15 protein-coding genes are annotated in these 15863 nt (G+C 60.7%); 10 read left to right on the plus strand and 5 right to left on the minus strand.

Going from position 1 to position 15863, the window contains the following annotated elements:
• The first annotated feature begins 70 nt into the window (after positions 1 to 70).
• From J7392_RS07380 to J7392_RS07390, 3 genes are all read left to right on the plus strand, one after another.
• Entirely contained in the window at positions 71 to 880 is an 810-nt protein-coding gene (locus J7392_RS07380) for a response regulator (RefSeq protein ID WP_067264155.1), read from the plus strand.
• A gap of 106 nt (positions 881 to 986) precedes the next feature.
• Positions 987 to 1292 carry a DUF883 family protein gene (locus J7392_RS07385; RefSeq protein WP_209216955.1) on the plus strand — a complete coding sequence of 102 codons (306 nt, stop codon included), beginning with the start codon at positions 987 to 989 and terminating at the stop codon, positions 1290 to 1292.
• Positions 1293 to 1643, plus strand: coding sequence for a phage holin family protein (locus J7392_RS07390; protein ID WP_209216956.1), 351 nt, complete (start codon positions 1293 to 1295; stop codon positions 1641 to 1643).
• Here J7392_RS07390 and J7392_RS07395 read toward each other — a convergent pair.
• On the minus strand, positions 1594 to 1965 hold the full coding sequence (locus J7392_RS07395) for a hypothetical protein (RefSeq protein WP_209216957.1): 372 nt from the start codon (positions 1963 to 1965) through the stop codon (positions 1594 to 1596). The two genes, J7392_RS07390 and J7392_RS07395, sit on opposite strands and share 50 nt — an antisense overlap.
• Before the next feature lie 90 nt (positions 1966 to 2055).
• On the opposite strand from J7392_RS07395, the gene J7392_RS07400 reads away from it, so the two are divergent.
• Positions 2056 to 2784 carry a Crp/Fnr family transcriptional regulator gene (locus tag J7392_RS07400; RefSeq protein ID WP_209216958.1) on the plus strand — a complete coding sequence of 243 codons (729 nt, stop codon included), beginning with the start codon at positions 2056 to 2058 and terminating at the stop codon, positions 2782 to 2784.
• Positions 2785 to 2787: 3 nt separating this feature from the next.
• Here J7392_RS07400 and J7392_RS07405 read toward each other — a convergent pair whose 3' ends face one another.
• From J7392_RS07405 to J7392_RS07415, 3 genes are all read right to left on the minus strand, one after another.
• On the minus strand, positions 2788 to 3717 hold the full coding sequence (locus J7392_RS07405; protein ID WP_209216959.1) for a YihY/virulence factor BrkB family protein: 930 nt from the start codon (positions 3715 to 3717) through the stop codon (positions 2788 to 2790).
• Positions 3718 to 3765: 48 nt separating this feature from the next.
• A complete protein-coding gene (locus J7392_RS07410) occupies positions 3766 to 4611 on the minus strand; it encodes a formate/nitrite transporter family protein (RefSeq protein WP_209216960.1) in 846 nt (281 codons plus the stop codon).
• 154 nt (positions 4612 to 4765) lie between these two features.
• Complete coding sequence (locus tag J7392_RS07415) at positions 4766 to 6040, minus strand: Hsp70 family protein (RefSeq protein ID WP_209216961.1); 1275 nt, start codon at positions 6038 to 6040, stop codon at positions 4766 to 4768.
• Positions 6041 to 6199: 159 nt separating this feature from the next.
• On the opposite strand from J7392_RS07415, the gene J7392_RS07420 reads away from it, so the two are divergent.
• Positions 6200 to 7684, plus strand: a complete 1485-nt coding sequence (locus tag J7392_RS07420) for an ABC transporter substrate-binding protein (protein WP_209216962.1) — start codon at positions 6200 to 6202, stop codon at positions 7682 to 7684.
• Between the two features lie 76 nt (positions 7685 to 7760).
• Here the strand turns inward: J7392_RS07420 and J7392_RS07425 are convergent, their stop codons facing one another.
• A complete protein-coding gene (locus J7392_RS07425) occupies positions 7761 to 8198 on the minus strand; it encodes an HdeA/HdeB family chaperone (protein WP_209216963.1) in 438 nt (145 codons plus the stop codon).
• Positions 8199 to 8449: 251 nt separating this feature from the next.
• On the opposite strand from J7392_RS07425, the gene J7392_RS07430 reads away from it, so the two are divergent.
• The 5 genes from J7392_RS07430 (at position 8450) to J7392_RS07450 (ending at position 15858) form a co-directional block, all read left to right on the plus strand.
• Positions 8450 to 9397 (plus strand): ABC transporter permease, encoded by a 948-nt coding sequence (locus tag J7392_RS07430; RefSeq protein ID WP_209217004.1) that lies wholly within the window; start codon positions 8450 to 8452, stop codon positions 9395 to 9397.
• Complete coding sequence (locus J7392_RS07435; protein WP_209216964.1) at positions 9394 to 10209, plus strand: ABC transporter permease; 816 nt, start codon at positions 9394 to 9396, stop codon at positions 10207 to 10209. Before J7392_RS07430 ends, J7392_RS07435 begins: the two co-directional genes overlap by 4 nt.
• Entirely contained in the window at positions 10206 to 11807 is a 1602-nt protein-coding gene (locus tag J7392_RS07440) for a dipeptide ABC transporter ATP-binding protein (RefSeq protein ID WP_209216965.1), read from the plus strand. The genes J7392_RS07435 and J7392_RS07440 overlap by 4 nt, the downstream gene beginning before the upstream one ends.
• Positions 11808 to 12040: 233 nt before the next feature.
• The gene (locus J7392_RS07445; protein WP_067940950.1) at positions 12041 to 13000 is read left to right on the plus strand and encodes a TAXI family TRAP transporter solute-binding subunit; all 960 of its coding nucleotides are present in this window, start codon (positions 12041 to 12043) and stop codon (positions 12998 to 13000) included.
• A gap of 104 nt (positions 13001 to 13104) precedes the next feature.
• A complete protein-coding gene (locus J7392_RS07450; RefSeq protein ID WP_209216966.1) occupies positions 13105 to 15858 on the plus strand; it encodes a TRAP transporter permease in 2754 nt (917 codons plus the stop codon).
• The last annotated feature ends 5 nt before the right edge of the window (positions 15859 to 15863 follow it).

Here is a 15863-nt window from a genome sequence, read left to right on the forward strand (position 1 = left end):
GCATGCATACTGGAACCAAACACAATGTCGACGTGTTTGGTTCCAAGAAAAGTAAAAAGGATTCGACTAGATGAACGATGCGACACAAAAGACCAGCATCAGCGATGAACTGGGAGCCAACATCCCCTACCTTCGCCGGTTCGCGCGGGCGATGACAGGCAGCCAGACCAGTGGCGACACCTTTGCCGCGGCAGCCCTCGAAGCCATCTTGGTTGATCGCTCGGTGCTCGATGGAGTAGATACAAAGACGGGTCTTTTCAAGGTTTTGTACGGTATTTGGGCCAGCGCAGGTGCCCCGGTGGAAGAGGGCGAAAGCGGCCCACGGGCCAAGGCACAGCGCCATCTTTCCAGCCTCACGAACAACAGCCGTGAAGCGCTTTTGTTGCACACGATCGAAGGCTTCTCTCACGGGGAAATCGCCAAGATCATCGGTGTGGATGAGGCCGAAGCGGGTGAGTTGATCCAGATCGCCCATCGCGAAATGGCCGACAGCACCTCGGGTTCGGTGATGATCATCGAAGACGAAGCCATCATCGCGATGGACATTGAATCCATCGTGGCCGAGATGGGCCACCGGGTGACCGGCATCGCCCGCACCCGCGAAGAGGCGGTGAAACTGGGCAAGGCCGATGTGCCGGACCTGATCCTCGCCGATATCCAGCTGGCCGACAACTCATCGGGCATCGACGCGGTGAACGACCTGCTGAACGAGCTGGGCATGCGTCCGGTGATCTTCATCACGGCCTTCCCCGAGCGTCTGCTGACCGGCGACAAGCCCGAGCCTGCCTTCCTGATTTCCAAACCCTATTCGGTGGATCAGGTCGTCTCGGCCGTGTCGCAAGCGATGTTCTTTTCCTCCACGGAAACGCTCAACGCCTGAAGCTGAGCCGCGAAAACAGGGTTCCCCGCGCGCAACGTCGCGTAGGGAACCCTTTGCATTAAAAGCATGTGCCGCCTAACATCACCCAAACATTCAGGAGGCCCGCATGGCCAAGACCACAACCGCTGCCGCAAAAGAGGTGACGATTGACGATCTTTCGGATCAGATCGCACTTCTCAAAAAAGACATCGCATCGCTGACCGAAACCCTGGACGACTATGGCAAGGCCAAGTCGGAAGAGATGCGCGACAATGCCCGAAATGCGGCGAATGATTTCGCCGATACGGGGCGTCTCAAGGCGATGGAAGTTCAGCAACAGGCCGAGGAATTCCTCAAGGCCCAGCCCGGAACCGCTTTGGGGATTGCCGCAGGCATCGGCTTCCTCGTCGGTCTTGTGACGGCCCGCCGCTAAATGCTGTCTTCGGTGATGCAACATCTGCGCGGCTCCCTGCGACGGGCGCTGCGCACTGCCATGCTCAGCGCCGGGGCCGCGCTTTTTCTGCTGATCGGCCTGCTGTTTCTCACGCTGGCGGCGTGGCTTTACCTCATCACCGTCACCACAGCGCTCACCGCCGCGCTGATCCTCGGCGCGGTTTATTTCGGGATGGGCTTTTTCTTGCTCGCCATCGCCGGGTCAGATGGTGAGGCCGCGGCGCAGCCGTCCCGGCAAGAAGACCCCGCCGCTTCCGATCATGATGGCCTGAAGAACCTGGTCATGGCATTTCTGGCTGGCATAACCGCGGGTCAGAAAGCGCGCCGTTAACAGCGGCCAGCAGGTTGCTGCTGGAAAACGGGCGGGTGATGAATTTCAGCCGCTCGCCCACCTTTGCCAGCCGTGGTGTATCGTTCATGATGCAGATGATCGGAAACCACTCCTGCAAGTTCGACAGTTCCGACAAATGCTGATGCAACTGTTCGCGCCGCAGCGACAGGACCGCGAATTTGATGCCATTGATGTTGTCCACCAAAGCGCTGAGATCAAACGTCTCAAGAACACTAATTTGAGATTGCGGAAACGCGGCAGAAAGCGTTTCATTTATGTCTGAACAGACCAATGGGTCCGGTTCGTAGATCAAGATCGACATGGTCTTCCCCCGGGTAAGCAAAGTCGTCGGTGTAGGGGGTGCGCAAAACGCGCGCATTAAACTAAGACATATGAAGGCTAATTTTATCTAATGACGACACAATGCCGCTATTGCCCCCTTCGGCGCAAGGACGCCTTCCTGCCGATGTCGAAAGAAGAAGTGAGCTTCATGGAGAAGTTCAAGTCGGGTGAGCTGACCGTCGAACCGGGCACGCCGATCCTGCTGGAAGGGTCAAACTCGCCCCAGCTTTACACGGCGCTCACCGGAATGGGCATCCGCGACAAGACGCTGGAGAACGGCAGCCGGCAGGTCATCAGCTTTGTCTTCCCCGGCGATTTCATCGGGCTACAGGCAGGCATCATGGGCGAAATGGGCCATTCCGTCGAAGCCCGGACCCATATGCGGCTCTGCGTTTTTAACCGCAGTGAGTTCTGGAATTTCTTCAAATCCCACCCCGAACGCGCCTTTGACATTACTTGGCTGGCCGCCATCGAAGAGCATTTCATGGGCGAAGTCCTCGCAACCATCGGCCAACGCAGCGCGATGCAGGCCATCGCTTGGGCGATGGTCAAGATTTTCGAACGCGGCCAGTCGCTCGGGATGGTCACCCACAACCAGATGCTGCTGCCCTATTCGCAACGCGATCTGGCCGATGCGCTTGGCCTCTCGGTGGTGCACACCAACAAGACCCTCGGCGCCCTGAAAGAACGTCAGTTGCTGTCATGGTCCGACAGGGTGCTGCAAATCAACGATCTCGCCGCCTTGGCGAAAGAGGGGATGACCGATCCGGAAAGCCGCCAAAAACGCCCGCTGCTCTAACCGTCAGTCCTGCGCAACATCGATATAGGTATCCGCCGCTTCCGCCCCGCGTTGCCCGCGCGGCTTGGCCGGGCCAACGGTGCTGTCAGGCTGCGTCCGCCGCTCCACCTGCGCGTTCAACGCGGCCCCAAACAAGATCAGAAAGCTGCTGATCCAAAGCCAGATTAACATCGCGATCACCGCCCCGATCGAGCCATAGACCTGATTGTAATTGCCGAAATTGGCCACATAATAGGAAAAACCGATGGAAAGCACCGCCCAAGACAGCACCGCCAAAATAGCCCCGCTGCTGAGCCACGGCAGCCGCGCCGCCCGCCGGTTTGGGCCAAAGCGGTAAAGCACCCCAACCCCGGCAAACAAAACCACCGTTGCCACGGTCCAACGCAAAAGGTCGGCCACCGCATTGCCAAAGGGGCCAAGCGGGATGAAGGCCAGAATGATCGGCGCGATCACCACCGCCAGCAGCGCCACGATGCCCACCGCCACAAGGCTCACCGTCAGAAGCAGGGCATGAAGGTAGTGTTTCGCGGCATTGCGGTTGCGCTCGTTGTAAACGGCGTTCAATCCGATCACCATCGCCCCCACCCCGGCCCGGGCGGACCAAAGCGCCACCAGCAATGACACGATACCGGCCCAACCTAATGTATCGGCCCGCGCGGTGACCAAGCCGGTCACCTGCGTATTGATGATGTCATAGACATCATCCGGCAGCAGCCCGCGCACTTCCTCCAATTGGGCGACGACGACGACAGGGTCGGAAATCAGCCCCAAAAGCGCGATCAATGCCGCCAGCGCCGGAAACAGCGACAACATGGCAAAAAACGCCACCCCGGCCGAGATCAGCGCAAGGTTGTCCTCCGCCGCCTGCTTCAGACTCGCTTTGAAAGCGTCCCAATAGATCGCCGGTCGGGTCGGGGGTCTGCGCAACACCAATGCCATTCCTCTCAATTCGGCCCCGACCTTGATCGGGACCGCTTTGCCTCAACTGTCCTCCACATCGTCGCGGACCTGACCCCAAGCAACAAGGGTGAATACCACCGTGCCGCCAATGATGTTGCCCACAAGCACCGGCAGGAAGAAGCCAAAGATCGCCTGACCGACCCCCAAGCCGCCATGCAAAAGCAGCGCCGCCATCTCGACCGACCCGGCGACAATATGGGTGAAATCCCCCGCCGCGATCAGCCATGTAAAGGTCAGGATCAGGAAAAACGCCGCCTCATCCGCCTGCGGAAGCATCCAAACGATCAGCGCCACGATCACGCCCGCTGGAATGCCCCGCCAGAATGCCTCCGACACCCCCATCCCGGTGGCATGTTCCGAAAGGCTGATAATGGCGGGCAGAATGTTTTCTGGAATCGCAGGCGTATAGATAAATAGCGCCGCCGCCGCAAAGGCCCCGACGACATTCGCCCCCAATACAACACCCCAAAGCCGCAACAGGCTGCACAAAACACCCAAGCTGCGCTCCTGCATCAATGGCAAGACGGTGGTAATGGTGTTCTCGGTAAACAATTGCATCCGGCCCATGATGACCGCGATGAAACCCAAGGAATAGCCAAGGTTCTCCAGCAGGAACCGCCACTCCGCATCCGGCAGATAGGTCCGGAAAATCGCCTCGCCCAAGACAGAAAGACTGATCAGCATCCCCGCGGAAATCCCCGACCAGATCAGCGAACGGTTGGTTCGATTCAACTCGTCGCGCCCCTCGCGCCGGATTACCTCATAGATCAGCTTGGGCGACAGCGCCGCCGCATTACTGACAGAGCGTTCTTCCGCCTCCTCCTGCACAGCAGAGGTCGGGGGTTTCTTCTGGATCAGTGGGGCCATGCGCGTTCTTCCTAAAGACTACGGACATGATGAACATAGCCCGCCGCGGCCTCCTGCACAGTAAAAAGACCGCAGTCCCACGCCGCACCACCAGCGGCCCTGTCGAGCCTCCCCCCTTCACCTTCATCCTTTCTCAAATACCGATCCCGCACTCTCAACCTGCCGGATCAGCCGCGTTCACCCCACCGGCCCGCAAGGCCAACCCCTCAACAATCGCCGTCAGGGCCGCCCCCCGATGCAGTTCCGCCCGTGGAAACCGCGCCCGCATCTCGTCTTCGACCACCGCCATCAGGCTCGACCCGCCGACAAAGATCAGCCGGTCCACTGCCTCGGGCGCGAGCCCTGCCTTCTGCGCCGTCGCCTCTGCCGCATCCCCCATCTGCACGGCGAGTTTCGACAGCCGCTTGCGCATCCAATCGCGGGGCAGGGGCAAGGTCGCGCGGGGTTTGAGCATCGACACATCGATCACCGGATCAGCATCCCCCGCGCCCCCCGCACCATTGGCGCGGATTTTCCCCGCTTCGACAGCAAAGGCGAGGTCATGACCAAGCTCTTCATCAAGCACTTTGACCAATCGGGCCAAGCGCTTGGGGTGCTCGGCAAATTTATGCAGTTCCGCAGCCGCCTTGCGGGTGTCAGCGCCGTAGAGGAACGGAATTTTTGCCCAAGTCGCCAGATCGTTAAAGATCGCATTGGGCGCGATATGGGTGTCATCCCCGAAAGCGTGGCGAATTTCGCTGCCCATGCCAAGCTGCGGCATCACCCGCCCGATCGACAGGGACCGGTCGAAATCGGTCCCGCCCAGCCGAATGCCGTGGCTTTCTAGAATGTCGATCTCATCATTCCCGCGCTGCCGGAACAGCGTGAAATCCGAGGTGCCGCCGCCGATATCGATGACCAGCCCCAGATCCCCGGGACGCAAGGCCGCGCGATTGGCAATCGCGGCGGCTTCGGGTTCGTTCATAAAGTCCACATGATCGAAACCCGCCCGACCATAGGCCTCGCGCAGGTCTGTCAGAGCTTGTGCATCGCGAGCATCATCGGCGGAATGAAAGCGCACCGGACGGCCCGAGAGCGCCCCGTCGAAGTGCAGTCCCGTGGCGGCCTCGGCCTGCGTTTTGACCCGTGCCAGAAACCGCGCAACGATGTCGATAAAGTCGAGCCTTTCGCCCAAGAGCACCCTTCGTTCGCGCATCAGCCGGGTGCCAAGCAGGCTTTTCAACCCGCGCATATAACGGCCCTCGGCCCCGGCCAGCAGCGCGTCGGATGCCGCGGCACCGATCCGCATCTCCCGCGCCTCGAAATCAAAGAAGACCGCCGTCGGAAGGGTCTGCGCCTCGGCCTCCAGCGGGATCAGACGCGGCGCGCCGTCGACGGCAATGCCCGCCGCGGTGTTGGAGGTTCCGAAATCAATCCCCAGCGTGGCCATGATGTTCTCCTGATGCCTTTTCACGGTCGCCCCGATGCGCGGCGCGCCCGTGCAAAACACCCGCGATACCCTTCTCACGCGCGCTTGGCAACGAAGGCTGGCGTGCCGCGTGGCTTTTGGCTAGCCTCGCAAAAAAATACACCAATATGGGAGACTTTCATGAACCGTTTGAACCGTTTGATGACCGGTGTGGCCAGCGCCGCATTGGTCGCTGCCGCCACGACGGCCCTTGCCAAGGATGACATCACCGTCGCCATGCAGCTTGAGCCGCCGCACCTCGATCCGACCTCCGCCGCTGCGGGCGCCATCGACTCGGTGCTATATACCAATGTTTTCGAAGGGCTGACCCGCTTCATGGGCGACGGCTCTGTGGTGCCGGGGCTGGCAGAATCCTGGGAGATTTCCGAAGACGGGCTGACCTATACCTTCAAGCTGCGTGAGGGGGTTACTTTTCACGATGGCACCACGATGGATGCCGAGGATGTGAAATTCACCCTCGACCGGATTAATGCCGAAGACAGCGCCAACGCGCAAAAGGCACTTTATTCCGCGATTTCCGAGGTGAATGTCATCGACCCGCAGACCGTTGAGGTCAAACTGAGCGAGCCGAACGGCAACATGCTTTTCAACCTCGCTTGGGGCGATGCGGTGATCGTGGCGCCGGAATCGGTCGAGACGATCAAACAGACCCCAATCGGCACCGGCGCTTTCAAATTTGAGAACTGGAACCAAGGCGACAAGATCACCCTGACCCGGAATGAAGACTATTGGGGCGAAGCGCCCGCGCTGGCCAGCGCGACCTTCAAATTCATCTCGGACCCGACAGCGGCTTTCGCCTCCGTCATGGCTGAAGATGTCGATGTTTTCACCGGCTTCCCCGCGCCTGAGAATATCCCCCAGTTCGAAGCCGACCCGCGGTTTCAGGTTCTGATCGGCTCGACCGAAGGCGAAACGATCCTGTCGATCAACAACCAGCGCGAGCCTTTCGATAACGTCAAAGTGCGTGAGGCCGTGGCCCATGCCATCGACCGGCAGGCGATCATCGACGGTGCGATGTTTGGCTATGGCACGCCCATCGGCACCCATTTCGCACCGCATAACCCGGACTACGTCGACCTGACAGAGATGAGCGGCTACGATCCCGAAAAGTCCAAGGCGCTGCTGGCCGAGGCCGGTTTCCCCGATGGGTTCGAGACGACATTGCACCTGCCGCCCCCCTCCTACGCCCGCCGTGGGGGTGAGATCATCGCCGCGCAGCTGGCCGAGGTTGGCATCAAGGCGCAGATCACCAATGTCGAATGGGCGCAGTGGTTGGAAACCGTGTTCAAGGGTAAGGATTTCGGCCTGTCGATCGTCAGCCACACCGAGCCGATGGACATCAACATCTATGCCAACCCGGACTATTACTTCCAGTATGACAATGCCGAGTTCCAGTCCCTGATGACCGAGTTCAACAAGACCGCCGACCCCGCCGCGCGGAGCGAGATGCTGGCCAAGGCGCAGCGCATCATCGCCGAAGACTATGTGAACGGTTACCTGTTCCAGCTCGCCTTCCCGACGATTGCCAAGGCTGGTGTCGAAGGGCTTTGGGTGAACGCACCTACACAAGCAACCGACCTAACCGGCGTCAGCTGGGCGGAGTGATCTGAAAGGATCATGTTGAGACACTAAAAAGGGCGCGCCGTGAGGCGCGCCCTTTGCAATTAGATGCGAAGACCTATTAGTCTTTGCCACGCATGCCAGCAGCGGCTTCGCTTACCAGCGCGTCGGGGTTCTGGTTGCAGACGACCATGAAGTCTTCCATTTCCTGCTGCATGTCCGTGTCGGCCATCACGTCGGCGTCTTCGGAATCTTCAACGGCTTTGGTGTTGTCGATCAGGGAATCTTCGGCCTCTTCGGAATCTGTCGCTTCTTCAGCGGAGATGTCGCTCGGTTCGGAACCGTCGCTCTTGGTTTCGGTGATCAGGGAGCCACCGTGGCCGCCATCTTCCAGCTCGGCAATTGCCATGGAAGCGACTTTCATTTTGTCGTCATCGCTCAGTTCTTGGTACTGGGCGCAGGTCATGGTGGCCATGTCCATGTGAGCAGCGGCGAAGGCGGGTGCGGAAACGGTGCCCAGAAGGCCGGCGATCGCAAGTGTTTTCAAAGTCGTTTTCATTTTCATTCTCCAGTTTTGTCTGTTCTCCCGAAAACAACACCGCATAACCGATATGGTTCCAGCGCATAGCATTAAGCCCCGCGAAAACCGTGCCTAAAGCGTCTAAGGGCATGCATTGAATGGATTCTTTCGGGAACCATTCGGGGCGCAGCCGGCCGAACATCCAAAAAATGATCATTTTTTTCTTTCTCGCGCGGGAAACTGCACGCAGGCTCTGGACCCTCCCGAGCGTGCCGCCTAACCTCCGCGCTATGTTGCGCTATGCGTTGAAAAGATTTCTCTCCTTGCTCATCAGTCTCGCGGTTGCGTCGCTGGTGATTTTCATGGTGATCGAGGTCGCCCCCGGCGATCCGGCCTCCTTTATGCTGGGCTTGAACGCCCAGCCCGAAACACTGGCCGCGCTGCGCAGTGAACTGGGGCTCGATCAGTCCCGGCCAGAGCGTTATCTGGAATGGGTCGGTGGCATGTTGCAGGGGGATTTCGGCACCTCCTACACCTATCGCACCCCGGTGACCGAGATGATCGGCGACCGGCTTTGGGTCTCTGTGCCCTTGGCGCTCTATGCGCTTTTCCTCTCTGTCATCGTGGCCTTTCCGGCGGGCATCTATGCCGCCTCGCGCCGCGGTCGGGCGGGGGATGTGGGCGTGATGGGGGCGACGCAATTGGGTGTGGCGGTGCCGAACTTCTGGTTCGCCATGATCCTCGTGCTGATCTTTTCGATCAATCTGCGCTGGTTTTCGGCAGGCGGTTTCGTCGGTTGGGACAAGGGGCTTTTCGCCGGGCTGCACGCGCTGACCCTACCTGCCATCGCGCTGGCCTTGCCGCAGGCGGCGATCCTTGCGCGTGTCATGCGCTCGGCGCTGCTGGATGTCTTGGGCGAAGATTTCATGCGCACCGCGCGGGCCAAGGGGCTGACCGCGCGGCAGGCGCTTTGGCGTCACGGTCTGCGCAATGCCCTGATCCCGGTGCTGACGATCATCGGCCTGCAGTTCTCTTTCCTGTTGGCCGGGTCGATCATCATTGAGCAGGTCTTTTACCTACCCGGCCTTGGGCGGCTGGTGTTTCAGTCGATTTCGGCGCGGGATTTGATCGTGGTCGAATCGGTGGTGATGCTCTTGGTCTTTTCGGTGATCTTGGTGAATTTCCTTGTCGATCTGGCCTATGCCGCCGTCGATCCCCGGCTGAGGGCACGCACATGAACCGCAACCTGCTGCTTGGGGCCGCGCTGACCTCGATCTTTCTGCTGGCGGCGCTGATCTCCTTTGTCTGGACGCCCTATGACTATGCCGGGCTCGACATCACCAACAAACTGCACAGCCCTTCGCTGGCGCATCCGATGGGCACCGATCACTTTGGCCGAGACATCCTCAGCATGATCATGGTCGGCGCGCGGACCTCTATCGCCGTGGCGTTGGTGGCGGTGGGCATCGGCATGGGCGCGGGCGTGCCGCTGGGGCTTTGGGCCGCAGCGCGGCGCGGGAGCCTCGTGGATGAGGTCATCATGCGCGGCAATGATCTGGTCTTTGCCTTTCCGGCCATTGTCATCGCCATTCTGATCACGGCGGTCTTTGGCGCCGGGGCGATCAATGCGATCATTGCCATCGGCATCTTTAACATCCCCGTTTTCGCCCGGATCACACGCGGGGCGGCGCTGTCTTTGTGGCAGCGTGAATTCATCCTCGCCGCGCGGGTCGCGGGCAAATCCGCCGCGCGGATCTCGGCTGAGCATATCCTGCCCAACGTTGCCAATCTGCTGATCGTGCAGGGGACCATCCAATTCTCTCTGGGTATCCTTGCCGAAGCGGGGCTGAGCTACGTGGGCCTTGGCGCGCAACCCCCGGTGCCATCTTGGGGGCGGATGCTGGCGGATGCACAAACCATGGTCAGCATCGCGCCGCATATGGCCCTGATGCCGGGTTTCGCGATCATCCTGACAGTTCTGGGGCTGAACTTGATGGGCGACGGGCTGCGCGATCTGCTTGATCCGCGGCTGAGGGTGGCACGCACATGACGCTTCTGACTGTCTCCAATCTCTCGCTGTCGATCCACGGGCTGCGCATCCTCGACGGGGTGACCTTCTCTGTCGCGCCGGGCGAAATCGTGGCCGTGACCGGGGAAAGCGGATCGGGCAAGTCGATGACCGCGCTGGCGGCAATGCAACTGCTGCCCAAGGGGGCCACGACCACCGGTCATATCATGCTGGGCGATGATGATCTGAGCCAGATGAGCGAAGCGGCCCTGTGCGGCGTGCGGGGCAATGACATCGGCATGGTGTTTCAAGAGCCGATGACCGCGCTGAATCCGGTGCAGACCATTGGCCGCCAAGTGGCCGAAACCATCCGCGTGCATGAACCCGGCGTGTCGCGGGCCGAGGCGGAGGCCCGCGCCGCCGATACGCTGACCCGCGTCGGCCTGCCTCAAGACCGCTTCCCCCTGTCGCGCTATCCGCATGAGCTGAGCGGCGGGCAGCGCCAGCGGGTGGTGATCGCCATCGCCATTGCCCTGCGCCCCCGCCTGCTGATCGCCGATGAGCCGACCACCGCGCTGGACGTCACCACGCAGGCACAAATCCTTACCCTGCTGACCCGTCTGGCTCGCGAAGACGGCATGGGGCTGTTGATGATCACCCATGATCTTGCCGTCGTGGCGGATATGGCCGACCGCATCATCGTCATGCGCAAGGGTCAGATCGTCGAGCAGGGGGAAACCCAAACCCTGCTGCATGACATGCGCCACCCCTATACCAAGATGCTTTTCGACGCCTCCCGCCATGAGGTGAACCTGCCCAAGCCGCCCGCGCCCCAACCGCTGTTGGAGGTCAAGGGCGTCTGTCGTGATTACCATCTGCCGCGCAAAACGCTGTTCGGTGCGCCGGGCAGGTTCCGCGCGCTGGACAACCTCAGCTTTACCCTGAACCGGGGGGAGCGGTTGGGCTTGGTGGGCGAATCCGGTTGCGGCAAATCGACCCTGACGCGGGCGATTTTGGGTCTGGAGCAGGTGCAAGAGGGCAGCATTACCGTCGATGGTCAACCGGTCTTTACCGGGACAAAGCCGAACCTTGCGGTGCGCCGCAAGATGCAGGTGGTGTTCCAAGACCCTTTCGGCAGCTTCAACCCGCGCCACCGCGTTGATCGGTTGGTGACCGAGCCTTTCCACCTGCTCGACAGCCCGCCGCAGGGGGCGGAGCGGACCCGCGCGATTGACGAGGCGCTCACTGCCGTGGGGTTGCGCCCCGCAGATGCGCGCAAGTACATTCACGAATTCTCGGGCGGGCAGCGCCAGCGGATCGCCATTGCCCGCGCGCTGATCATCCGGCCAGAGCTGATCCTTTTCGACGAGGCGGTCAGCGCGCTGGATGTGTCGGTCCGGGCGCAAATCCTTGATCTGCTGGCCGAGCTTTGCAGCCATTATGACCTGACCTATCTCTTTATCTCGCACGACCTATCGGTGGTGCGCACGGTGACGGACCGGGTGCTGGTGATGCAGTCCGGCAAGATCGTAGAGGCCGGAGAGACAACGCAAGTCTTTGACGCGCCGCAGCATGAATATACCAAATCACTCATCGCCGCCGCGCCGGTTCTGCCGGATTTGCCCCAGCGTGTAGGGTAGGCTTTTGGGGCCGGGGTGCGCCATGAAAGGGAGTTGCATTGATCGCGATGGCAATCCGACCTAACCTGAATTCGGGGATTCCCGCCACAAGGGCATGTCTGCTTGGGCCCTGAACGGCGCGTTAGAAATTTCCCTGCCCAGTCAATTGCCTAAAGGCTGCGGCGCTCTACTTGTGCATGCAATGGTGTCCGCCTAAAGGGTGGTCCACCAAATATAACAATGGGAGACATCTTATGAAAATGTTCAAAATGCTCGCGATGACCGGCGCCATGGTGGCCGGCACTGCGGCCATGGCGCAGGAAAAGTTCATCACTATCGGCACCGGTGGCCAGACGGGCGTTTACTTTGTCGTCGGTCAGTCGATCTGCCGTCTGGTGAACCGCGGCACCGCGGATCACAACCTGAAATGCACCGCCCCCTCCACCGGCGGGTCGATCGCCAACATCAACGCGATCAAAGCGGGCGACATGGACATGGGCGTGGCCCAGTCCGACTGGCAGTTCCACGCCTACAACGGCTCCTCCCAGTTTGAGGGTGACAAGTTCGACAACCTGCGCGCGGTCTTCTCCGTGCATGGTGAGCCCTTCAACGTCATCGCCCGTGCCGACAGCGGCATCGAGTCCTTCGACGACCTCAAAGGCAAGCGCGTGAACATTGGCAACCCCGGTTCCGGTCAGCGCGCCACCATGGAAGTCGTGATGGACGCCAAAGGCTGGACGCTGGACGATTTCGCACTGGCGTCCGAACTGAAGCCGGCCGAGCAGGCCGCCGCTCTGGGCGACAACAAAGTGGATGCGATCATCTACACCGTGGGCCACCCCAACGGTTCGATCCAAGAAGCCGTGTCGACCATCGACGCCAAGCTGATCCCCGTGGATGGTGATGCGATCCAAGGTCTGATCGACGACAACCCCTATTATGCCGAGGCCACCGTGCCGGGCGGCATGTACAAAGGCACCGACAGCGACATCAAAACCTTCGGCGTGAAAGCGACGTTTGTGACATCCGCTGATGTGGATGACGATGTGGTCTATCAGGTCGTGAAAGCCGTGTTTGACAACTTCGACCGTTTCAAGCGTCTGCACCCGGCGTTCGAGAACCTGACCCAAGAAGAGATGATCTCGGGCGGTCTGTCTGCGCCGCTGCACCCCGGTGCAGAGAAATATTACAAAGAGCAAGGTTGGATCGAGTAATCTATCCGTGACATGATAGCTCTGGCGGCGGTACGCTGCCGTCAGAGACCCGAAGAAAAACAATATGCGCATCCGCCCCAAGGTGGAGCCGACAGGGGGACGATATGTCTGAGAAGGACCAGCAAAAGGCGGCGGCTGTCGAAACCGCCGCAACCGGTGACCGGGGCGGACTGAGCCAAGCGGAACTGGACGAACTTGTCGCTTCTTCTGACACGGGCGGTCGTGCTGTCAGCGGGTTGATGGGCACTTTGCTGCTGTTGGTGGCATTGGCTTGGTCCCTTTTCCAACTCTACATCGCCTCGCCCATCGGCCTTTTCAACGATACGCTGGCCCGCTCCATTCACCTCGGCTTTGCCGTATTCCTTGGCATCATGGTGTTTCCCGCCACGCGCACCAGTTTTCAGGTGGCGCTTGGCGTCATCGTTCCCATCGTTCTTGCCGCGCTCTTTATGGTCAGTACGAAGGATTCCACCGCGGTCTGGTGGATCCCGATCCCGGCGGCCTTTGTGGTCGCGACCGTGCTGCTCGGCTCGCCCAAGAACCGCATTCCGATCTGGGAATGGGCCTTGGCCATCGTCGGCACCTTTTGTGCGCTCTACCTCTTTATCTTTTACCGTGACATCGCCAACCGCGTCGGTGCACCAATCCTGCCAGACTATATCGCAGGTGTTACCGGCCTGTTAATCCTGCTCGAAGCCACCCGCCGCGCCCTTGGGCCTGCGCTGATGATCGTGGCGAGCGTCTTTCTTTTCTACACCGTGCTTGGCCCCTATATGCCCAGCATCATCGCGCATAAGGGCAACAGCCTTTCGGAGATCGTGAACCACCAGTGGATCACGACCGAAGGCGTCTTTGGCATCGCGCTTGGCGTGTCGACCTCCTTCGTCTTTCTCTTCGTGCTTTTCGGCTCGCTTTTGGACCGTGCGGGTGCGGGCAACTACTTCATTCAAGTCGCCTTCAGCCTCATGGGCCATATGCGCGGCGGCCCGGCGAAAGCGGCGGTCGTGGCCTCGGCGATGACCGGCCTGATCTCGGGCTCCTCGATCGCAAACGTGGTGACCACCGGCACCTTCACCATCCCGCTGATGAAGAAGGTGGGCTTCAACTCCGAGAAGGCTGGCGCGGTCGAGGTGGCTTCGTCGGTCAACGGCCAGATCATGCCGCCCGTCATGGGGGCTGCGGCCTTCCTGATGGTCGAATACGTCGGCATTCCCTATTTCGACGTGGTCAAACACGCCTTCCTGCCTGCGGTGATCTCTTATATCGCGCTGGTCTACATCGTGCATCTTGAGGCGATGAAAGCCGGGATGCAGGGTCTGCCGCGTGCCTATACGCCCAAGCCGCTGGTGCAGCAGCTTATCGGCATCGCCTTTGCGATCATCGCGATCTGCGCGCTGTCCTTTGCGGTTTACTACCTGATGGGCTGGATCCGCCCGGCCTTCCCCGAAACGGCGGGCTATATCATCTTTGTCTTCCTCACGGCGGTCTATGTTGGCCTGCTTTATGTGGCGAGCAAGGAAGAACCGCTTGAGATGGAAGACCCCAACGCCGAGGTGACGACCCTGCCGATGCCGGGGCCGACTGCGCGGTCCGGTCTGCATTTCATCCTGCCTGTCGTGGTGCTGGTCTGGGCGCTGATGGTCGACCGCCTGTCGCCCGGCCTCTCGGCCTTTTGGGCGGCGGCCTATATGATCTTTATCCTACTGACGCAGCGCCCGCTGATGGCGATGTTCCGGGGTGAGAGCCAGTTCCTGAATGATGTCAAAGCCGGGTTCCTTGACCTGATCGACGGTCTGGTCACCGGCGCGCGCAACATGATCGGTATCGGCATCGCCACCGCCACGGCGGGCATCATCGTCGGCGCGGTCAGCCAGACCGGTGTCGGCTCGGCGCTGGCGGATGTGGTCGAAGTGCTCTCGGGCGGCAATATCCTTGCCATCCTGTTCCTGACTGCGGTGCTGTCGCTGATCCTTGGAATGGGCCTGCCCACCACGGCGAACTATATCGTTGTCTCGGCGCTCCTGGCGCCGGTGATTGTGACGCTGGGCCAGCAGAACGGGCTGATCGTGCCGCTGATCGCGGTGCATCTCTTCGTCTTCTACTTCGGTATCATGGCCGATGTGACCCCGCCGGTGGGTCTGGCGAGCTTTGCCGCCGCCGCTGTCTCGGGCGGTGATCCGATCCGCACCGGTCTGGTCGCTTTCTTCTACTCCCTGCGCACTGCGGCGCTGCCGTTCCTGTTTATCTTCAACACGGAATTGCTGCTGATCGGGGTCACATGGGGGCAGGGGCTGTTCATCTTTGTGGTGGCTACCGTGGCCATGCTGCTTTTCGCGGCGGCGACCCAAGGTTTCTTTCTGGCCCGCAACCGTTTCTATGAAACCATCGCGCTGCTGCTCATCGCCTTTACCCTGTTCCGCCCGGGCTTTTGGATGGACATGATCTATCCCCCCTATAGCGAGGAAGCCCCGACCGAGATCGTTCAGGCTGCTGAAGAAACCCCCGCGGGTGAACGGCTGCGGCTGCGCATCTCGGGCGTGAATGATCTGGGCGATCCGTTGGAGTTCGTGGCCCTGCTGCCCATCGGCGAAGGTGAGACCGGGGCCGAGAAGCTGGAGGCCGCGGGTCTCATGTTCCGCGAGGATGGCGACAAGATGATCATCGACGATGTCCTCTATGACAGCCCGGCGCAGGGCGCGGGCCTCGATTGGGATCAAGAGGTGCTGCGGGTGCTGAAACCGATGCCACAACCCAGCAAGTACTGGATGTTCATCCCCGCCCTGCTACTTCTGGCGCTGGTGGTGTTCTTGCAACGGGGCCGTGCCGCGCAGGCCCCCCGTAAGCCCGCGACAGCCTGAGGAGG

Origin of the sequence: Sulfitobacter sp. R18_1 (assembly GCF_017743915.1) — a bacterium.
In the GTDB taxonomy this organism is placed as follows: domain Bacteria; phylum Pseudomonadota; class Alphaproteobacteria; order Rhodobacterales; family Rhodobacteraceae; genus Sulfitobacter; species Sulfitobacter faviae.